The 18,984-nt window shown below is 68.7% G+C and carries 24 protein-coding genes; 19 read left to right on the forward strand and 5 right to left on the reverse strand.

What is annotated here, in order from left to right:
* Positions 1 to 14: 14 nt before the first annotated feature.
* Genes purM through ACCO44_RS02510 form a run of 3 tightly spaced genes read left to right on the forward strand, consistent with a single transcriptional unit; the run spans position 15 to position 3,919 of the window.
* Positions 15 to 1,130 (forward strand): phosphoribosylformylglycinamidine cyclo-ligase, encoded by a 1,116-nt coding sequence (purM, locus tag ACCO44_RS02500; RefSeq protein ID WP_029263720.1) that lies wholly within the window; start codon positions 15 to 17, stop codon positions 1,128 to 1,130.
* A 6-nt stretch (positions 1,131 to 1,136) separates the two neighbouring features.
* Positions 1,137 to 2,609: an amidophosphoribosyltransferase gene (gene purF / locus ACCO44_RS02505; protein ID WP_029263719.1), complete on the forward strand. Its 1,473-nt coding sequence runs from the start codon at positions 1,137 to 1,139 to the stop codon at positions 2,607 to 2,609.
* Complete coding sequence (locus tag ACCO44_RS02510) at positions 2,606 to 3,919, forward strand: CynX/NimT family MFS transporter (protein WP_372468176.1); 1,314 nt, start codon at positions 2,606 to 2,608, stop codon at positions 3,917 to 3,919. The genes purF and ACCO44_RS02510 overlap by 4 nt, the downstream gene beginning before the upstream one ends.
* A gap of 15 nt (positions 3,920 to 3,934) precedes the next feature.
* On the opposite strand, the gene ACCO44_RS02515 is transcribed toward ACCO44_RS02510, so the two are convergent.
* The gene (locus tag ACCO44_RS02515) at positions 3,935 to 4,477 is read right to left on the reverse strand and encodes a helix-turn-helix transcriptional regulator (protein WP_372468179.1); all 543 of its coding nucleotides are present in this window, start codon (positions 4,475 to 4,477) and stop codon (positions 3,935 to 3,937) included.
* A 336-nt stretch (positions 4,478 to 4,813) separates the two neighbouring features.
* Here ACCO44_RS02515 and ACCO44_RS02520 point away from each other — a divergent pair, with 336 nt between their 5' ends.
* The 3 genes from ACCO44_RS02520 (at position 4,814) to ACCO44_RS02530 (ending at position 5,781) form a co-directional block, all read left to right on the forward strand.
* Positions 4,814 to 5,218: a cutinase family protein gene (locus tag ACCO44_RS02520; protein ID WP_372468181.1), complete on the forward strand. Its 405-nt coding sequence runs from the start codon at positions 4,814 to 4,816 to the stop codon at positions 5,216 to 5,218.
* A 61-nt stretch (positions 5,219 to 5,279) separates the two neighbouring features.
* Positions 5,280 to 5,432 (forward strand): hypothetical protein, encoded by a 153-nt coding sequence (locus ACCO44_RS02525; protein WP_372468183.1) that lies wholly within the window; start codon positions 5,280 to 5,282, stop codon positions 5,430 to 5,432.
* Positions 5,433 to 5,442: 10 nt separating this feature from the next.
* Positions 5,443 to 5,781 carry a hypothetical protein gene (locus tag ACCO44_RS02530; RefSeq protein WP_372468186.1) on the forward strand — a complete coding sequence of 113 codons (339 nt, stop codon included), beginning with the start codon at positions 5,443 to 5,445 and terminating at the stop codon, positions 5,779 to 5,781.
* Between the two features lie 150 nt (positions 5,782 to 5,931).
* On the opposite strand, the gene ACCO44_RS02535 is transcribed toward ACCO44_RS02530, so the two are convergent.
* Complete coding sequence (locus ACCO44_RS02535) at positions 5,932 to 6,117, reverse strand: DUF3073 domain-containing protein (protein ID WP_029263716.1); 186 nt, start codon at positions 6,115 to 6,117, stop codon at positions 5,932 to 5,934.
* A gap of 147 nt (positions 6,118 to 6,264) precedes the next feature.
* Here ACCO44_RS02535 and ACCO44_RS02540 point away from each other — a divergent pair, with 147 nt between their 5' ends.
* Complete coding sequence (locus tag ACCO44_RS02540; RefSeq protein ID WP_029263715.1) at positions 6,265 to 6,810, forward strand: universal stress protein; 546 nt, start codon at positions 6,265 to 6,267, stop codon at positions 6,808 to 6,810.
* Between the two features lie 58 nt (positions 6,811 to 6,868).
* Here the strand turns inward: ACCO44_RS02540 and ACCO44_RS02545 are convergent, their stop codons facing one another.
* Positions 6,869 to 7,495, reverse strand: a complete 627-nt coding sequence (locus ACCO44_RS02545) for a PadR family transcriptional regulator (protein WP_372468189.1) — start codon at positions 7,493 to 7,495, stop codon at positions 6,869 to 6,871.
* Complete coding sequence (locus tag ACCO44_RS02550) at positions 7,492 to 8,331, reverse strand: DUF4097 domain-containing protein (RefSeq protein WP_372468191.1); 840 nt, start codon at positions 8,329 to 8,331, stop codon at positions 7,492 to 7,494. Before ACCO44_RS02550 ends, ACCO44_RS02545 begins: the two co-directional genes overlap by 4 nt.
* A 203-nt stretch (positions 8,332 to 8,534) precedes the next feature.
* On the opposite strand from ACCO44_RS02550, the gene ACCO44_RS02555 reads away from it, so the two are divergent.
* From ACCO44_RS02555 to ACCO44_RS02600, 10 genes are read left to right on the forward strand one after another with little or no spacing between them, the layout of a single operon-like run.
* Positions 8,535 to 9,197, forward strand: a complete 663-nt coding sequence (locus tag ACCO44_RS02555; protein WP_029273917.1) for a GntR family transcriptional regulator — start codon at positions 8,535 to 8,537, stop codon at positions 9,195 to 9,197.
* A 45-nt stretch (positions 9,198 to 9,242) separates the two neighbouring features.
* Positions 9,243 to 10,037 carry an MBL fold metallo-hydrolase gene (locus ACCO44_RS02560; RefSeq protein WP_372468194.1) on the forward strand — a complete coding sequence of 265 codons (795 nt, stop codon included), beginning with the start codon at positions 9,243 to 9,245 and terminating at the stop codon, positions 10,035 to 10,037.
* Between the two features lie 27 nt (positions 10,038 to 10,064).
* Positions 10,065 to 10,850 (forward strand): NAD(P)-dependent oxidoreductase, encoded by a 786-nt coding sequence (locus ACCO44_RS02565; protein ID WP_029263710.1) that lies wholly within the window; start codon positions 10,065 to 10,067, stop codon positions 10,848 to 10,850.
* Positions 10,847 to 11,836, forward strand: coding sequence for a phosphoglycerate dehydrogenase (locus tag ACCO44_RS02570; protein WP_372468196.1), 990 nt, complete (start codon positions 10,847 to 10,849; stop codon positions 11,834 to 11,836). Before ACCO44_RS02565 ends, ACCO44_RS02570 begins: the two co-directional genes overlap by 4 nt.
* Positions 11,833 to 12,639: a hydroxypyruvate isomerase family protein gene (locus tag ACCO44_RS02575; protein ID WP_372468198.1), complete on the forward strand. Its 807-nt coding sequence runs from the start codon at positions 11,833 to 11,835 to the stop codon at positions 12,637 to 12,639. The genes ACCO44_RS02570 and ACCO44_RS02575 overlap by 4 nt, the downstream gene beginning before the upstream one ends.
* On the forward strand, positions 12,636 to 13,304 hold the full coding sequence (locus ACCO44_RS02580; protein ID WP_372468200.1) for a hypothetical protein: 669 nt from the start codon (positions 12,636 to 12,638) through the stop codon (positions 13,302 to 13,304). Before ACCO44_RS02575 ends, ACCO44_RS02580 begins: the two co-directional genes overlap by 4 nt.
* Positions 13,301 to 14,527 carry a 3-oxo-tetronate kinase gene (otnK, locus tag ACCO44_RS02585; RefSeq protein WP_372468202.1) on the forward strand — a complete coding sequence of 409 codons (1,227 nt, stop codon included), beginning with the start codon at positions 13,301 to 13,303 and terminating at the stop codon, positions 14,525 to 14,527. The genes ACCO44_RS02580 and otnK overlap by 4 nt, the downstream gene beginning before the upstream one ends.
* Entirely contained in the window at positions 14,524 to 15,162 is a 639-nt protein-coding gene (locus ACCO44_RS02590) for a class II aldolase/adducin family protein (RefSeq protein ID WP_372468203.1), read from the forward strand. Before otnK ends, ACCO44_RS02590 begins: the two co-directional genes overlap by 4 nt.
* Positions 15,159 to 15,836, forward strand: a complete 678-nt coding sequence (locus ACCO44_RS02595; protein WP_372468205.1) for a substrate-binding domain-containing protein — start codon at positions 15,159 to 15,161, stop codon at positions 15,834 to 15,836. Before ACCO44_RS02590 ends, ACCO44_RS02595 begins: the two co-directional genes overlap by 4 nt.
* Positions 15,837 to 15,857: 21 nt before the next feature.
* On the forward strand, positions 15,858 to 16,844 hold the full coding sequence (locus tag ACCO44_RS02600; RefSeq protein WP_372468206.1) for a nucleoside hydrolase: 987 nt from the start codon (positions 15,858 to 15,860) through the stop codon (positions 16,842 to 16,844).
* A gap of 13 nt (positions 16,845 to 16,857) precedes the next feature.
* Here the strand turns inward: ACCO44_RS02600 and ACCO44_RS02605 are convergent, their stop codons facing one another.
* Positions 16,858 to 17,271, reverse strand: a complete 414-nt coding sequence (locus tag ACCO44_RS02605) for a cytidine deaminase (RefSeq protein WP_051662532.1) — start codon at positions 17,269 to 17,271, stop codon at positions 16,858 to 16,860.
* 94 nt (positions 17,272 to 17,365) lie between these two features.
* On the opposite strand from ACCO44_RS02605, the gene ACCO44_RS02610 reads away from it, so the two are divergent.
* Positions 17,366 to 18,685, forward strand: coding sequence for an MFS transporter (locus tag ACCO44_RS02610; protein WP_105710766.1), 1,320 nt, complete (start codon positions 17,366 to 17,368; stop codon positions 18,683 to 18,685).
* 7 nt (positions 18,686 to 18,692) lie between these two features.
* On the forward strand, positions 18,693 to 18,983 hold the full coding sequence (locus ACCO44_RS02615) for a hypothetical protein (RefSeq protein WP_372468209.1): 291 nt from the start codon (positions 18,693 to 18,695) through the stop codon (positions 18,981 to 18,983).
* Position 18,984: the final 1 nt, after the last annotated feature.

Here is an 18,984-nt window from a genome sequence, read left to right on the forward strand (position 1 = left end):
GGTAGGCTGGGGGCGTGGCTGCCTCCCCCACCAATCCCTATTCCGAAGCCGGCGTCGACACCGCTGCAGGTGATCTCGCCGTCGAGCTGATGAAGTCTTCCGTGCGCGCGACGCACGGCCCCGAAGTGCTCGGCGGTGTCGGCGGGTTCGCCGGCCTGTTCGACGCCAGCGCGCTGCGCGACTTCCGTCGCCCGCTGCTCGCGACCAGCACCGACGGCGTCGGCACGAAGGTCGCGATCGCGCAGGCGATCGACAAGCACGACACGATCGGCCAAGACCTGGTCGGCATGGTGGTCGACGACATCGTCGTGGTGGGCGCGAAGCCGCTCTTCATGACCGACTACATCGCCTGCGGCAAGGTCGTTCCCGAGCGCATCGCCGACATCGTGCGCGGCATCGCCGAAGCGTGCTCGGCCACCGGCACCGCGCTGGTCGGCGGCGAGACCGCGGAGCACCCCGGACTGCTCGGCCCGCGCGACTACGACGTCGCGGGTGCGGCCACCGGCGTGGTCGAGGCTGATGCCATCCTCGGCGCGGATCGCGTGCAGGACGGTGACGCCGTGATCGCGGTCGCCTCCAGCGGACTGCACTCCAACGGCTACTCGCTCGTCCGCCACATCGTCACGCGTGCCGGCATCGGCTACGGCGACAACGCCGCCGACTTCGGCACCACCTGGGGGGAGGCCCTCCTCGAGCCGACCCGCCTCTACACTCTTCCCCTGCTGCGTCTCATCGAGCAGCTCGGTGGCGGTGTGCACTCGCTCAGTCACGTCACCGGCGGCGGCATCGCGGCGAACCTCGCGCGCGTGCTCCCGCAGGGCAGCTGGGCCGAGGTCGACCGCAGCAGCTGGTCGCCGAGCCCCGTCTTCCGGGTGCTCAGCGACATCGCCGGCTCCACGCTCGAGTCCGCGGAGGGCACCTGGAACCTCGGCATCGGCTTCCTCGCCGTGGTGGCCGCAGACAAGAAGGATGCCGCGATCGCGGCGCTGAACGCCGAGGGCATGCCCTCGTGGCAGGTCGGGACCGTCGGCTTCGGCCCGCGTCCGGCCGGCGAATTCGAGCAGGGCGCCAAGGGCGTCGACGGTGGAGCAGTGCGCCTGGTCGGCGCCTACGCGGACGGAGCGAAGTAAGAGCCCATGTGCGGCATCGTCGGAATGGTGGGCTCTGCCCCGGTCAATCAGGACATCTACGACGCACTCCTGCTGCTGCAGCACCGCGGCCAGGATGCGACGGGCATCGCCACCGCCGAGGCGAACGGCGTGATGCACAACGCCAAGGCGCAGGGCATGGTCCGCGAGGCGTTCCGCACCCGTGACATGCGGGCGCTGCTCGGCAACGTCGGCCTCGGCCACGTGCGCTACGCGACCAAGGGCACGGCATCGAACGAAGAGGAGATGCAGCCGTTCTACGTGAACGCGCCGTACGGCATCATCCTCATCCACAACGGCAACCTCACGAACACGCGTGAGCTCACGGCCGACATGGCCAAGCGCGACCGCCGTCACCTCAACTCGTCGAGCGACACCGAGCTGTTGCTCAACGTGCTCGCCGGCGAGCTGCAGAACACGACGTCGACGGTCGACCTCGACGCCGAGCGGGTGTTCGAGGCCGTCGCCCGCACGCACGAGCGCATCGAAGGCGCCTACGCCGTGATCGCCGTGATCGCCGGATACGGGCTGCTCGCCTTCCGTGACCCGTTCGGCATCCGTCCGCTGATCCTGGGGCGTCGTCCCTCGACGGTCCCCGGTGCGGAGGGCAAGGACGAGTGGGTCGTCGCCAGCGAGTCGCTCGTGCTCGAGAACGGCGACTACGAGGTCGTCCGCGAGGTCGAGCCCGGCGAGGCCGTCTTCATCACCAACGACGGCGAGCTGTTCTCCCAGCAGTGCGCCACGGCCGCGACGCTCGCGCCCTGCGCCTTCGAGTACGTCTACCTCGCGCGTCCCGACTCGGTCATGAACGGCATCTCGGTGTACGAGTCGCGTCTGCGCATGGGCGACCGCCTCGCCGACACGATCGCCAAGCACGTGCCGATGGACAAGATCGACGTCGTCATGCCGATCCCCGACTCCTCGCGGCCCGCCGCGATGGAGGTCGCACGCAAGCTCGGCATCGAGTACCGCGAGGGCTTCTACAAGAACCGCTACGTCGGTCGCACCTTCATCATGCCGGGGCAGGCGGTGCGCAAGAAGAGCGTGCGCCAGAAGCTCAACGCCATGTCGACCGAGTTCCAGGGCAAGAACGTGCTGCTGATCGACGACTCGATCGTGCGCGGGACGACCTCCAAGGAGATCATCCAGATGGCGCGGGATGCCGGTGCCGCCTCGGTCACCTTCGCATCCGCGGCTCCGCCGGTGCGGCATCCGCATGTCTACGGCATCAACATGCCCTCGCGTCACGAGCTCATCGCCCACGGGCGCACGATCCCCGAGATCGCCACCGAGCTCGGCTGCGATCACCTCGTCTACCAGGAGGTCGAAGACCTCAAGGCCGCGATCATCGAGGGCTCCGTCCTCACCGACCTCGACATGAGTTGCTTCGACGGCCGCTATGTGACGGGCACGGTCTCGGACGAATACCTCGCGTGGGTGGAGGGGTCACAGACCTCATGACGATGCCGAGTGCGCGACCGTTGTGGCACGGTCGGGCTCTCGCTCTGGTGGGGATCGTCCTCGTGGCGTTCTCGCTGCGGTCGGCGGTCGCCTCCCTGTCGCCGGTGATCGATCATGTCGCCGCGGACTTCCCGGTGCCGACGGCGGTCGTCGGCCTGATCGGCGCCGCCCCACCCGTGTGCTTCGCGCTCTTCGGGCTGCTGACCCCGCTGCTCGAGCGGCGATTCGGTCTGGAGCGGATGGCGGTCGCCGCGATCATGCTGATGGCGCTGGGCATGCTGCTGCGAGGATTCGCGGTGGATTCGACGAGCCTGCTCGCAGCGACGGTGGTCGTGTTCGCGGGCGTGGGTTCGGGCAATGTGCTGCTGCCGCCGCTGGTGAAGAAGTACTTCCCGGACCGGCTCGGGATCGTGATGACGATCTACTCGACCACGTTGGCGGTGTCGACGTTCCTGCCCCCGCTGGCGGCTGTTCCGGTTGCCGACACCCTCGGCTGGCGGGTGTCGCTGGGTATGTGGGGCATCGTCGCAGGGATCGCGCTCGTGCCGTGGGTCGCTCTGCTGCTCAAGAACGGGTCGCGCCGGGACGAGCCGGTGAAGACCGAGCTTCTCGTCCCCGACCCCACCGACGGAGTCGACGACTTCCAGGATGCGGTGGCGACCGCGACCGGACCGATCTCCTCCCAGCCGGCGAACCGGCGTCACTTCGCTCGCCTGTGGCGACTGCCGCTCGCCTGGGCGCTCGCGGTCGTCTTCGGCGCCTCGTCGACCATGGCCTATGTCTCGTTCGCCTGGATGCCGACCATGTTGGTCGACATCGGCGGGGTAACCCCGGCGACCGCCGGGTTCCTGCTGTCCCTGTTCGCGCTGATCGGCCTGCCCTGCTCGCTGCTGGTGCCGATCCTCGTGGTCCGCTTCCAGGCCACACGCCCGCTCTTCTTCGTCGCTGTCATCGGCGGTCTGGTGGGGCTCACCGGGCTCCTGCTGGTCCCGACGGTCGCGCTGCCGCTGTGGGTGAGCGTCTTCGGCCTCACGGCCATCATGTTCCCGCTGAGCCTTGTGCTGCTGAGCATCCGGGCCCGCACGTCGGAGAGCGCCGTCGCGCTGAGCGGGTTCGTGCAGAGCATCGGCTACGCGATCGCCGCGACCTTCCCGTTGCTGGTCGGGCTGCTCCACGAGACGACCGCCGGTTGGCAGATCCCGCTGCTCGTCATCGCCGGTGTGCTCATCGTCTCGGTTCCCGCGGGCATCGTCGCCGGGCGGCGCCGCACGGTCGAGGACGAGTGGGAGCGTCGGCACGGACGCTGGTGAGTGCGGGTGCGAAGCTCACGGGGCCGACCTTGCGTCGCTTTCGACTACGCTGCCAGTCTTTCCCAGTGAGGAGAAGCGCCCGCTATTTGACTCCGACGCCGTGGCCGATGATGTCTCTCGTGACGGAGATACCGGCGCAACAGACAACGGCCGACCGCTGAGCGTCACCCGGGTGGCGCCTTCCCCGCCGGAGTCGACAACGCCGCAGGATCCGCATTCGGTGACGACGAACTTCGTGAGCGAGGAACTGTCGAGAAACGCGCTCATTTCCTCGGCCCCTACGCCGAGGGCTTTTAGCAGCTTGCGCGTCGTCTGAAGCCGAGGGTTTGCCCAACGCGCGCCGCACACCGCTCGTTCGATTCGTCCGTAGGCAGTTACGTCGATTCCGGCCTCGTGTGCCACGTGTTCTTGGGAGAGGCCCCTTGCTGTACGGAGCGAGCGCAACCACCGACCGAGGCTCACAGCGAGGGCAGCATCCTCGGGGGCGGTGACTTCATAGTTCTCTCCTTCCAGTTCTTCCAATTGATGTTTCAAATGTAGGAGTGTATCAGGTAGCATGCTACTCGCGGTCTGGCAAGGGCGCTTTCGCTCTGGGAGCGGTCTTGAATCGCCGGTTTCGTTGCCTTAGGTGCACTGAAGCGCCGGAAGGAGAAAGCCATGAAGATCGTTCGAAACCATGTTCGGCCCGACCAGAGAAGACGAATAGGAGCGCGAGCAGCAGCACTGGTGGGCGCAGCCGCGGTCGCTTTCGCGACGTTGGCAGGGGGTGCGCCGGCCTCGGCTGCCCCGTCTAGCGACCCCTGTGAGTTCGCCGTGTTCATCGGTGTTAGGGGTACTGGAGCGCAAGGAGGATCGGGGCCAACGCACGGCGGGCGGGTCTGGACCTCCGGTGGCATGGGTGATCAGATCGCCCCATTGGCAAGCAAGGTCAGTACTGAGGCATACCCGACGTACTTCGAGGCGCTGAACTATCCGGCGACGGCCCCCGACTACTTGCAGAGCGTTGCGAGTGGGTCGACTGCTCTCATCAATGAACTCAACTACCTGTCGACGCTCTGTGGAGGGTGCGGACCAGCCGTGATCATCGCCGGGCACTCGCAGGGGGCTAACGTCATTTCAGATGCTCTCGGCAATGGACAGTGGCCGCAAGGCCCCACTCTCACCGCGCAAGCACAAAAGATGATCTCCGCCGTGGTCTTCTATGGCGATCCGCAGTACTGGCCTACGGACGCCTGGAACGCACCCTATTCGCCGGGGGGGCTATGGGGCCCTGCAGAGGAACACGCTGGTCGCGGCTGATCTGGGAACATACCGAGTGTGGGGATGGACGCAGGGAAGCACCAACCCGAACCCAACCTGGGTGCCAAAGATCCGCTCGTACTGCGCCACGGGGGACTTCTTCTGTCAGAACAACCCTGGCGACGGCAATTTCGCGATCCACAACTCCTATGGAAAGACGACCACGACGATCGCCGCGAACTGGATTCGCTACATGATTTCGGACTTCAACTAAGATGTCCGCCGTGGCCGAGATTAGCTATCGGAACCCAAACGCCCGTGCGCGCGGCGTCGCCGTTCTTCTGTTGCAGGCCGTTGTCTCCGCTGGCGTCGGGTACTGGGTGTTCATGCAGACGTTCCGTATCGCGGGTTGTGGCTCTGCTTGCAATTTCGCACTCGCGGAAGCGGCGTGGCACACGCAGATCTGGGTGAGTGTCGCCGCGTTCATCGCATCGCTCGTGGCGATCCTGTGGAGCTGGCACAAGGGGCGTGAGAGTTGGTGGATGGTAGCCATCGGAATCGCGCTGATCCTCGCGACGGGAGTCGTATCGACAATCGCGATCGTCGCGGCCACCGAACTCTGAGTCCTCGGGCTTCAAGAAGACCCCTTGGCGCTTCGTACGCCAAGGGGTCTTCAAAGACAATGATCGCTAGGTGACGTCTGCGCCCGTATCGCGCCCGGACACGACGAAACACCCGCACGTGGTGCGGGTGTTTCGGAGTAGATCGGGCGGTCAGGCCTTCTCTAGCTCGTCCTCGTCTTCGTCTTCATACTCATCGGCCCACTTGTCGACGTAGGCGTCTTCGTCGGTCGGGTGAGCCAGCTCGCGCTCGAGCGCGGAGTAGTTCACCGACGGACTGTACGCCTTGAGTTCGCGGGCGATCTTGGTGTGTTTCGCCTTCTGACGGCCACGGCCCATGCGCGAGACCCCCTCACGAGTTAAGCTGCGGGCGGTGAGGCCCGAGGCATTCACGACACCGGCGAGAAGCCGGTAAGAGTAGCATTCAGAATAGCACGCGGGAAAGACGCTCTGGCCGAGGCCAGACTGGTGAAGGGAACGATCTTCATGACCGACAACACCTCCACTCCGTCCGATGAGGCCGCACAGAACGCGGCGCTGCAGAAAGCCGTCATCGTCGGCATGCAGCTGGACCAGGACCCGCATGTGATCCGCGAAGCGGTTCGGTATGCGCGACTGTTCGGTGTGCCGCTGGTCGTGGCGCACGTGGACGTCACTCGATTCGTCACCTATGAGGACCCGGACGGCTACGTGCACTCGGCACCGATCGACATCAACTTCGACGCGGGCGCCGCGGAGTTCGAAGCGGTCGAGGCCGCTGCCGCGAAGCTGCTGGCGGGGACGGATGTCACGTGGACGGCGCGTCAGCTCGTCGGTGACCCGGCGTTGGCGATCAAGCAGCTCGCCAACAAGCTCGATGCGCAGCTCATCGTCGTCGGCACCCGCAAGCGCGGTATCGGCGAGTCGATCCGCGAGTTCTTCACGGGCTCGGTCGCGGCGCGGCTCGCGCACCGGCAGCACCGCTCCATCCTGGTCGTCCCGCTCGGCGAGTCGGTGCCGGACGAGCAGAAGGAGATCTGGCCGGAGTCCTAGAGGACGCGGCACAGCAGAGGGCCCCGTCGGCTGTTCGCCGACGGGGCCCTCTGCATGTTCAGGATCCGGAGCTGCTCAGCGAGACCGTGACTCCGCGGGCCGCGTTGTCGAGGGCATCCTCCAGCTCGGTGACGACCGACGGAGACAGCGTGCCACCCTTCGCGAGGTGCGTGCGCAGGTCGGTGCGGACCCGTGCGCGGAAGGCATTGATGACGGCATCCGCCCGGTGCATCTCTTCGCGGCTGACGAGCCGGGAGTCGTCGCTCGCCGTGCGGGGGCGGCTCTTGGCCGCTGTGCGCTCGCCCTTCTCAGCGGCGGCGAGATCGGCACGGAGGCTCTTCATCGCGTCCTGGACGCTCTGTCGCACCTCGCTCGCGATCAGCCGCACCGAATCGGTGAGTCCTGCCTCGATGCCGGCCAGGTCGCCCTCGCGCGACGCGAGCTCGGCTCGACCGGCCTCGGTGATCGCGTAGATCGTGGTGCGGCCGTCGACGGTCTTCGTGACCAGTCCCTCTTCCTCGAGCTTCGCGAGGCGGGGATAGATGGTGCCGGCGCTCGGCGTGTAGGTGCCGCCGGTGCGGTCGGTCAGCGACTGGATGATGCCATAGCCGTGCTGTGGTGCCTCGGCGAGGAGCGACAGCAGGTACAGGCGCAGGTCGCCGTGGGAGAAGACGGCGGGGCTCATGCTTCCCACTCCTCGTCTTCCGTGATCGAGGCCGGCGTGCGGCGGAGGACGGTGACGCCGCCCGAGACGGAGTTCGCCCGCAGGTCGACGAAGCGTCCCGAGAGCTCGCCCTTCGTGCCGTTGTAGTTGCTGGGACCGGTCGAGCTGCGCTCGACGCCGTCGATCAGCAGTCGACCGCTCAGTGTGCGGACGACGTAGTTCGCAGCCAGCGACTCGTCGAGGCGCACGGTGGTGCCGCCCGAGACGGAGTTGATGTTGATGGTGTTCACATCTCCCGCGGCATCCACGAGCGTCGACCCGGAGACGATGTCGACGGTCGCCTTGCGGATGGCGCCCGTGACAGCCACGTCGCCCGAGACGCTGTTCGCGTTGATCGAGCCGGTGAGGCCGCGCACCTGCACGTCGCCCGAGACCGAGTTGACGGTGAGGTCGCCGATCAGGGTGTCGACGATGATGTCGCCGGAGACGGTGTTGAGGCGGGCGTCGTTGCGGAGGCCCGAGACGAGGGCGCCGGCGCTGACGACGCCGAGGTTCAGGGCGATCGCGCGGGGGACCGCGACACTCACCTCGGCACGGGGGCCGCCGGAGCCGAAGTTGCGGAACACCTCGAGGAAGTTGTCCCAGCCCAGCTGCGGGTGGTCGATCTCGACCTCGCCGTCGTGGGACTCGATGCGGAGGTCCTTGGTGGTGACGCCGTGCACCTCGATGCGGATGCCCGGTTCGTCGTGGGCGATGATGTCCACCTGTCCGCCGACGAGGCCCACCTTGAGGCGGGTGACGGACTCGATGTCGATGACGCGTTCCTCGCCCGGGGCGATGAGCCACTTCTCGGTCATGTGCTTCTCCTGTGTGTAGGGTCACGATATATCGTGTGCGGCCAGCGTAACACGATATATCTCGATTGTGTCAACCTCTCCGTGCGAAGTTCGGATGCAACCTCATGCGGGAGGGGGTCGGTCGCCGCGGCGGCCGCGCGTCCGTGCAGGCGCCGTGGAGTCGACCGGTAGTCTTCGACGGAAGGACTTCGAGGGGAGAAGATGTGGCCGGGCGATCGACGAAGCAGCCCATCGCCGACCGAATGTACGAGGTGCTGCTGCATCAGTTCATGTCGGGAGAGCGGGCGGCGGGGCAGAGCCTGAACATCGGCGCCCTGTCGCGCGAACTGGACGTCAGCCAGACCCCCCTGCGTGAGGCGCTCGCGCGCCTGGAGCACACCGGGCTCGTCCAGCGCGAGGCGTTGCGCGGCTACCAGGTGGCCCCGGTCATGACGCGCGAAGAGGTCGAGCAGTTGGGGGAGGCCCGCGTTCTGCTGGAGCCCCGTCTCGCGTACGAGGCCGCTCTGCGCACGACGCCTGAGTTCCTGGAGGGGCTGCGTGAGGCGGTCGAGGACTTCCGCCGCTCGGCCGAGGTCGCGGACACCGAGACCGAGGGCTTCGACCTCTACTGGCGCAGCGACGCCCGCTTCCACATGATGATCGCGGCACAGTCCGGCAACGCCTTCCTCGAGCTGTCGTACGCCGCACTCGGTGGACAGATCCAGCGGTTCCGACTGTTCTCGAAGTTCGGACGTACGGGGGCCGTCAGTGCGGCGCCGGAACACGATGCGGTCTACGAGGCGATCAAGGCCGGCGACGCGGACGGCGCGGCCGAGGCGATGCGCCACCACATCGTGGGAGCGACCGAGAGGCTTCTCGAGGGCTGATCGGCCTGTCAGTTCCCCCTTTCCTGCGCTATACTATTTTTTGTGATGGCGCAGAACGAGGGACCCATGTCGACGCCGACGACCGGATCAGCGGGATCGTCGGGCTACGTCGCGCGTCCACTCGTGGAGGGCTTCCCCGGGAAATCGAGCTCGCACGGGGCCTTCGGCTGGAGCAGTCTGTGGCTCCTCGACGACGGCGTGCGCCGGGTGCTCATCGACGCCGGCCAGCCCGCGTACATCCCCCTCATCCACGCGGGCCTCGAGCGCCTCGGATTGACGACGGACGATGTGACCGACGTGCTGCTGACCCACATGCACTGGGATCACGTCTCGAACTTCCCCATGTTCGCCCACGCGACCACCTGGGTCGGTGAGAAGGAGCTGCGCTGGGCGGCGGAACAGCCCGCCGGTACGCCGTTCATCCCCGACCTGCACGTGCAGGAGCTCCTCCGTCGCGCCGACCGTGTCGAGCGCATGGCCGCAGGGCAGGAGGTGCTTCCGGGCATCCACGCGATCGACAGCGCCGGGCACACCCCGCACCACCTCGCGTTCTACCTCGACCGTGCGGAGGAGAAGCGCGTGTTCGCGGGCGACGCGGTGAAGAACGTGTACGAGCTCGCCTCGGGGCGGGTCGATTCCACGCTGGACGCCGAGGCCAGTGCCGCGACGATCGACGCGATGCGCTCGCTGCTGACCGACACTGGGGCCGCGCTCGTTCCCGGACACGATGTGGAGCTGCACTGGGACGGACGCACCGCCCGTCGTCGGCGCCCGCAGCGGGCGGAGATCGGGTTCTTCTCCGACGCCTCGACGGGCGAAGAGGACCGCAGCATCGGCTGAGCGCCGGTGTCGAAGGAGAGGATGACGATGACGACAGTGCTGTACACCGGCGGGACCGGACGGATGGGCCGGGTGATCCGCGAAGGACTCGCCTCCCGCTACGACCGCGTCGTGCTGTTCGCGCGCTCCGACGCCGACGAGCCGCTGTTCCCCGGGGAGCAGGTCGTGATCGGCGACCTCGGCGACCTCGATGCCCTCACCGCGGCTGCGGAAGGCGTCGACGTCATCGTGCACCTCGGCGGCATCGCCGATGAGGCCCCGTATGACAGCATCCGCACGGTCAACATCGACGGGACCTACCACGTCTACGAAGCCGCGCGGCGAGCAGGTGTGCGTCGCGTCGTCTACGCCAGCTCGAACCACGTCGTCGGCTTCCACCCCGCGAGCGAGGTCCTGGACGAGAGCGCGCCGCTGCGCCCGGACACCTTCTACGGGGTGTCGAAGGCGTTCGGCGAAGCCCTCGCCAGCCTGTACCACGACAAGTGGGGCGTCGAGTCGGTGCTCGTGCGCATCGGCACCTTCCGCCCGGCGCCCGAGGACAGGCGCCAGCTCGGCCTCTGGCTCAGCTGGCGCGACGGCATCGAACTCTTCCGCTGCGCGATCGAGAGCGCTCCCGTGGGCTGCCAGGTCGTCTACGGCTGCTCGGCCAACACCGAACGCTGGTGGAACGGCGACGCGGGCTGGGCGGCCATCGGCTACGTGCCCCGCGACGACGCGGCCGACCACACCGACGCGGTGGACTTCAGCGCCCCCGCACCCACCTTGCATGGCGGCGCATTCGCCGCCCCCGACTACGAAGGAGGGATCTGGTGACGAAGACCGATTCCCACGACGTGCTGATCACCACCGCATTCCTCGAGCCCGGCGACGAGGTCGATCGGATGCTGCGCGAGGCCGGCCTCACGACGCGGCACGAACCCGAACTGGCCCTGCTGGATGCCGACGACCGGGCCGGCGCGCTTGCCGGAGCCCGCGCCATAATCGCCGGCACGCGGCCGCTGGGTGAGGAGGAGTTCGCGCTCGCCCCCGCACTGCAGATCGTCGTACGCACCGGCGTCGGGTACGACAGCGTCGACGTGAACGCCGCGACCGCACGTCAGGTGCCCGTCTGCGTCACGCCCGGCGCCAACCGGCAGGCCGTGGCCGAGCACGTCTTCGCGCTGGCGCTGGCCTGCGCTCGCCGCATCCCCGAGAACGTGAGCAACCTGGCCGCGGGCACGTGGCAGCAGCTCACCGGGCGGGAGCTGCAGGGGTCGACCCTCGGGATCCTCGGGCTGGGCTCGATCGGCAAGGCTGTCGCGACGATCGCCGCGGGGTTCGGAATGCACATCGTCGCGTACGACCCCTACTTCGACGAGGACTTCGCCGCGGCCCACGGCATCCGTCGTCTCGATCTGGACGACCTGCTGCGCGAGGCCGACTTCGTGACGCTGCACCTCTTCCTCGACGAATCCACGCGGAACCTCATCGACGCCTCCCGGTTGGCGCTGATGAAGAGCGATGCGGTGCTCATCAACACCGCCCGCGGGGGGATCGTCGACGAGGACGCGCTGGTGGAGGCTGTGCGAGAGGGGCGCATCGGTGCCGCCGCGCTCGACGTCTTCGCGGACGAGCCCCTGAGCGCATCGAGTCCGCTCCTGCACACCCCCGGTATCCTCGCCACGACGCACGTCGCCGGCGCGACCCGCGAGGCACGCGGCGAATCCGGCCGGATGGCGGCCCGCAACGTGATCGCCGCGCTCCGCGGCGCTGCTCCGGAATTCGTGGTCAACCCCGACTACGACGCGGTGTCCGCATGATCGTCGAGACCACGTCGGGGCCGGTGCGCCTCGCGGCCAACCTGAAGTGGATGTTCACCGAGGTGCCGTTCGTCGAGCGGTTCGACGCGGCGGCCGATGCCGGGTTCACGGCGGTGGAGTTCGCGTCGCCGTACGACCTCGCGCCGGCCGAGGTGCGCCGCCTGCTGGACGATGCGGGCCTGACGCAGATCCTCATCAACACCCCCGCCGGCGCATCGGGATCGCCCACCGCCTCGGGCGCGGCGTACGTGCCCGGAGCGGAGCAGGAGTTCCGCGACGGCGTGCTGCGCGCGCTGGAGTACGCGGACGTCCTGGGCGCCGGCGTCGTGCACGCGATGGCAGGGATCAAGCCGGCGGATGCCGACGCGGACGCGGCGTTCGCGACGTACGTATCGAACATCTCCTGGGCCGCCGAGCAGGCGCGCGGGACGGGTGTGCGCCTGGCGCTGGAGGCGATCAACAAGCGCGATCAGCCCGGCTATGGCCTGGCCTCGATGGAGACCGCGGCGGCGGTCGCGCAGGAGATCGGCCCGGAGGTCGTCGGCGTCCTGTTCGACGTCTATCACGCGCAGGTCGACCGCGGGAACCTCATCGAACGGTTCGAGCAGCTGCGTCCCGTGGTCGCGCACGTGCAGATCGCCGACAACCCCGGCCGCGGCGAACCCGGCACGGGCGAGATCGCCTACGAGCGCGTGCTCGCCCGGATCGCCCAGAGCGGCTATCCCGGGTGGATCGGCTGCGAGTACGCCCCCGTCGCGGGCACCCGTGACGGACTCTCCTGGATCGAGAGGATCATCCGATGACCGACCCGAAGATCGCGCTCATCAGCGCCACCCCGTTGGCGATCGCCCCGGCCGCGACGGCCATCGCCGCTGCCCTTCCCACGGCGACCGTGTGGAACCTGCTCGACGATCGTCTGCTCGCCGACGCGCACGTCGAGGGGGGCATCACCGCACCGCTGGCCGCGCGCATGGACAGCCTCATCGAGCTCGCTCTGGCGGGCGGAGCGGATGGCGTGCTGCTCACCTGCTCGCAGTTCGGGATCCGCGCCGACCGGCGTGATCGCGAGGCCGACGGCGTCACCGTGCTGTCTGCAGACGGCCCGCTCTTCGCCGAGGCCGTCGCGGCTGCCCCCGCGCGGGTGCTGCTGGTCGCGTCGCTCGAGTCGTCCGCGAGCGACAGCACGGCACGGCTGACGGAAGCCTTCGTCGCGAGCGGATCGTCGGCGCAGGTGCACCCGCTCGTGGTCCCCGCGGCGGCTGTGCCGCTGGCTGCGCCGGACCTGATCGACGCCCTCGCCACCGCGATCGCCGGTGTTGACGAGCCCTACGACCTGATCGTGCTCGCCCAGTACTCGCTCGCCGCCGCCGCTGCGCCTCTTGCGGACCGCTTCGGCGTGACCGTGCTGGACGGCCCCGCCGCTGCTGCGCGCCGGCTGACCGCGGCGCTGCAGGAGGGGCCCCGATGATCGGCGTCATCGCCGACGACGTGACCGGGGCCACGGATGTCGCCGCGGCGCTGCGGCGTGCGGGTCTGCGCACCCTCCTCGCGCTCGGCATCGACATCGACGACACCGCGGTCTCGGCCGACGCCATCGTCATCGGCCTGAAGACGCGCTCCCTTCCCGCCGCAGAGGCCGTCGCGCAGAGCCTCGCCGCGCTCGCGGTGCTGCGACAGCGCGGAGCCGACCGCATCTACGTCAAGTACTGCTCGACCTTCGACTCCACCGCCGAGGGGAACATCGGACCGGTCACCGAGGCGGTCGCCCGCGAGCTCGGTGTCGACCTGGTCGTGACGACTCCTGCCGCGCCGCTGCACGGGCGCACCGTGTACCGCGGGCACCTCTTCGTCGGCGACACCCTGCTCGCGGAGACCCACATGCGCGACCACCCGGTGACGCCCATGCGCGACTCGTCGGTGCTGCGGCTGCTCGCGGCGCAGAGCGCGGAGCCGGTCGCGACGCTGCCCCTCGAGGTGGTGCAGCAGGGCGCCGAGGCGGTGCGCGAGGCACTGCGCCGGGCCCGCGCGGAGGGCGACCTCCAGGTGGTGGCGGATGCCGTCACCGATGCCGACCTCGCCGCCCTCGCGGAGGCCGTCGGTGGCGACGCGCTCGTCGCCGGATCCGCCGGACTCGTCGGAGCGATCGCGCTGCGGGAGACGGCGAGCGGCACCGCAGCGCCCGTGCCGCCTCCGGGGCGCACCGCGATCATCGCGGGCAGCTGCTCCCGGCGCACCCTCGAGCAGATCGACCGCTTCGTCTCCTCCGGAAGCCCCGCCTTCCGAATCGCGGCCGAACCCGGCGACACCGCCGAGCAGCTCGCCGCACGCGCCGTGGAGTGGTGGGACCGCCAGCCCGACGATGCCGCCGCTCTCCTCTACTCCTCCAGTCCCGCCTCGGAGCGTCGCGACGACGTGCCGGATGCCGGCGAGTTGTACGAGCGGACGGCGGGTCTCATCGCCGCCCAGCTGTCGGATCGCGGGGTGAAACGGCTGCTCATCGCCGGTGGCGAGACATCGGGTGAGGTCATCCGCGCGCTCGGCACCACCGTCGCCGTCGTGGGGGAGGAGGTCGCGCCGGGGGCGCCGTGGATCCACGACGAGCGGCGCGACGTGCACCTGATCCTCAAGTCCGGGAACTTCGGTGACGAGGAGCTGTTCGTGGATGTCGCTCGGCAGGGGGTCGCCGCATGAGCACCGCCGCCCGCCGCGCGATCGAACGCGTCGCGCACTCCATCCATCGCCGCGGTCTCACCCACGGCCGCACCGGCAACCTCGCGGTGCGGGACGGCGATCACGTCCTGCTCACCCCGACGGGTGTCAGCCTCGCCGACATCGAGGCGGACCAGCTGTCGGTGGTCGCTCTCGACGGCACGCACATCGAGGGTCCGAAGCCGACGAAGGAGGCGTTCCTGCACGTCGCGATGCTGCGGGTGCGTCCCGACCTGAACGCGGTCGTGCACACCCATTCGGTCTACGCGGCCGCCGTGTCGTGCCTGGCCGACGTCGACCCGGATGCTCCGATCCCGCCCCTCACCGCGTACTACGGCATGCGCGTGGGAGCGCTGCGGATGCTTCCCTACTTCGCCCCGGGCGACCCTGCCGCGACCAGCGCCGTGGAAGAGGCGGCGCGTGTCACTCACGCTCTGCTGCTGCGCAACCACGGACCCGTCGTCGCCGGCGTCGATCTGGATTCGGCGGTCGACGCCCTGGAAGAGCTCGAGCACACCGCGCAGCTGTTCTTCGTCACCCGCGGCCTGGCCACAGCCCCGCTCACCCCTGCGCAGCTGCACGCGTTCGCGGCGCCCTCCGAAAGGTCTCCCTCATGATCACCCTGTACAGCGGCCTCGTCGTCAAGAAGCCCCTCGTCGAGCAGATCATCCCGGCGTTCGAGAGCGCCACGGGTGTCCGCGTCGACGCGACGTTCGAGCCCACGACCGTGCTCCTCGAGCGCATCGCCGCGGGGGAGCGCCCCGACCTGGTGCTCGGGGTCTCGTCGTCGGTGACCGACCTCGCGGAACAGGGGCTGGTGGACCCGGCCCAGGTCGCCGAGATCGCGGTCTCGTCCGTGGGCTTCGCGCGGCTCGAGGGCGCGCCCGTGCCGGCCGACGATTCGGCGGCGGCCTTCCTCGACTATCTGCTCGCCGCCCGTGCGGTCGCGTACACGCTGAGCGGGGCGAGTGGAGTGCACTTCATGAAGGTGCTCCGCGAGCGGGACCTTCTCGAGCGCATCGACGAGCGTGCCGTTCGCTGCGAGTCGGGTCTCACCGTGGAAGCGCTGCTCGACGGCCGGGCGGATGTCGCGGTCCAGCAGGTCAGCGAGCTGCGTTCGGTCGTCGGCCCGCAGATCGTCGAACCGATCCCGCACGAACTGCAGTCCTATGGACGGTTCGCGATCGGCGCGCGCCCCGGAGCCGGGGATGTCGCTGCGCGCTTCGTCACCCTCCTGACCGAGAAGTCGACGCAGGACGCGTTCGCCGCGTTCGGGCTGTCGCGTCCCTGACCCCCTACCTGGAGAGCATTCATGAGAAAAGTCATCGTCGACACCGACACCGGCGTGGATGACGCGCTGGCGCTGATGCTGCTGGCCGCCGATCCCGAGGTCGAGATCCTGGCGGTGGTCAGCGTCTTCGGCAACACCACCGGCGAGCGCGCGGCCGACAACGCCCGCTACGTGCTGGACACCTGCGGACGCACGGATGTGCCCGTATACCGCGGCGCGGACGTGCCGCTCATCCAGGAGCTGCGGATGAACCCCGGCATCCACGGCGAGGACGGCTTCGGCAACACCGGGCTTCGTCCGGAGCAGTCCGTGGATCCCGAGCCGGTCGGCGTCGACGTCGTGCTCGACCTGGTCGATCGGCATGAGGGCGAGATCGACTACGTCGCACTCGGCCCGCAGACCAACCTCGCCGCCGCTCTCGAGAAGCGGCCCGACCTACTGCAGCGACTCCGCTCGACCACCATCGTGGGGACGCTCGGGCCGGCGCTCTACCACGACACCGCGCCGTGGGAGGATCGCCGGTTCCGGGTCTCGCGCGACCCCAACGTCTCGTTCGACATCGACGCGGCGCGCATCGTGGCAGCCCACGAGGGCGACGTCACCTGGTGCGGGCCGTACGTCACCCGTCAGGCCCTCGTGCCCGAGGACTTCTTCCTCGACATCGCCTCGTCGACCGGCTTCGCCCCCGCACAGCTGATCACCGCGATCAGTCGGGACTATGCCGGCTTCTACTCGCGCTCGTACCCGCAGCCGGAAGGACGCCGGGTCATGGGCATCAACGACAGCATGGCGGTCGCGAGCCTGCTGTTCCCCGACTTGGTGACCGGTGCGGTCATGCGTCCGCTCGAGACCTTCCTCGACCAGGAGACCGGCGACCGCTACCTCGCCGGGGTGCACCCGGTGAAGGACGAGACGCGGCCGATCCATCGTGTCGTCTTCGACATGGACTTCGACGGCGTGCTCGAGCGGATCGGCGAGGTGCTGCGGCGCCCGCTTCCGTGGCGCTGAGCCCCGCGGCGATTCAGTCGTAGGAGCGCGCGCGCACCCACGGCATCGGCAGCAGATCGGCGGCGGTCACCCACACCGGGTGGCCGCCGTCGTCGGCGAGTGTGCGGATGCCCGGGGCGATGGCGGGCACGAGCTCACGGCACACGCCGCAGGGGTTGAGGATGACCGTGGTTCCGTCTTCCCGCAGCCCCACCGAGACCATGGCCTCGATGTCCTGCTCGCCGCCGATCCTGGCGTTCGCGAGGGCCGTGCTCTCGGCGCAGACGCTCACTCGCGGGGAGCGCAGGCTGAGGCCGAGATAGATCTGTCCGGACGCTCCGCGGGCGGCAGCCGCGACGCGGTGCAGGTCGGCGTCGTGGGTACGGACGAGGAGTTCGGAGGCGGCGTCGACGAGGCGGCGGTCGGTGTCGTTCAGCGGTGAAGTCACGATGCACTCTTTCTGTCGCGAAGGGCGATCCTGCTATACTATAGTCGTCAACGGGTCGATCACCTCCCCCTCGAGGGCAGAGCAAAGGAGCTCCATGAGCACTGAAGAAGTAGTGGCAGCCACGGCGCCGCAGCAGCTGACGAGCAAGGCCAGCAAGACAGAGCGCCGCAACCTCCGGGCGCTGAGCTGGGGCCACGCGCTCGAGTGGTACGACTGGGCGATCTTCGGGCTCCTGTCGGTCTACCTCGGTGCGGCGTTCTTCCCCTCCGACAGCCCGCTCGCCTCGACCCTGAACGCGCTCGCGGTCTTCGCGGTCGGCTTCGTCGCCCGCCCCCTCGGCGGTGTCGTCTTCGGTTTCGTCGCCGATCGGTACGGGCGCCGGAAGATCATGATCTTCGCCGTCGGAGCCGTCGCCCTGGGCAGCTTCATCATCGGCATCCTCCCCGACTTCCAGACCATCGGCGTTCTCGCGCCGATCATCGTCGTCGCCGCACGCCTCCTCCAGGGCCTCTCCGCCGGTGTCGAGGCGCCGCTCGGAACGGCATACGCGCTCGAGCTGGTGCCCAATCGTCCCGGTTACGTCGCCGGGTTCTTCGCCTTCTTCAACAACCTGGGCAACCTGCTCGCACCGCTGTCGATCTTCTTCATCAGCCTGCTGCTGGGACCGGAAGCCCTGGCGGCCTACGGATGGCGCATCCCATTCCTCGTGGGTGGAGCGTTCGGTCTCATCGTGCTGTGGCTGCGCCGCACGCTGCCGGAGACGCTCGACACCGCGGCCATCCGCACGGTCGGCGCGATCCCCACGAAGAACAACTCCGTGTGGCGCGATGTGCGCAAGTACTGGCTGAGCGTGCTCGCCACGGTGTTCATCGTGGGCGCCATCCAGGCGTACAACTACACCTGGATCGCCGGTCTGCCGAACCTCGCGAACGGCACGTTCGGAGAGGACCCCACCGCAGTGTTCGCCATCACGACCGGCATGGGCATCTTCCTGACGCTCGGCGCCTACGGTCTGAGCCGCATCCTCGACCGGTTCCCGATGTCCCGGTGGTTCGTCGTCGCCCGTCTGCTGGCGATCCCGACCATCTTCCTGGCGCTGCTGTACTCGCAGCCCGGGGTCGGAACGCTCGCCGGAGTGATGTTCGGTGGCGCCATCGTGCTGCTGCTCAACATGACCATCTTCGTCGTCGTGTCCAACTCGCTCCTGCCGCAGCACATCCGCGGCACCGGTCTCGGACTCGGGTACGGTCTCGGCGTGGCCATCTTCGGCGGCACGGCCTCGTACCTGCTGCTGTGGCTGCAGAGCCAGGGGATGATGTGGGTCTTCCCGATCTACATCGCCACCCTGTGTGCGATCAGCGTCGTGCTCTACCTCCTCGCCAAGAGCCGCAACGGCCTCTTCGTGGGCAAGTGACCGCCTGATGGATACCTGGCGTGAGATCGTCGGCTGGGCCGGCAGTGCTCTCCTGATCATCTCGATCCTCCAGCCGACGATCTCGCGCCTCCGGTGGCTGAACCTCGGAGCATCGGCGATGCTCATGGCCTACAACTTGATGCTCGGCAGCGCGCCCATGGTCGCGCTCAACATCACCCTGATCGCGATCAACTGCTGGTACCTGTTCGTCTACATGCGTTCCGCCCGTGCCGCACGGGCGGAGCCGGTGGTCGCGGAGGGGCTCAGTGAAGCGTCCGAACGGCCTGTGAGCCGCTAGG

The organism is Microbacterium maritypicum, from assembly GCF_041529975.1.
Lineage (GTDB): Bacteria > Actinomycetota > Actinomycetes > Actinomycetales > Microbacteriaceae > Microbacterium.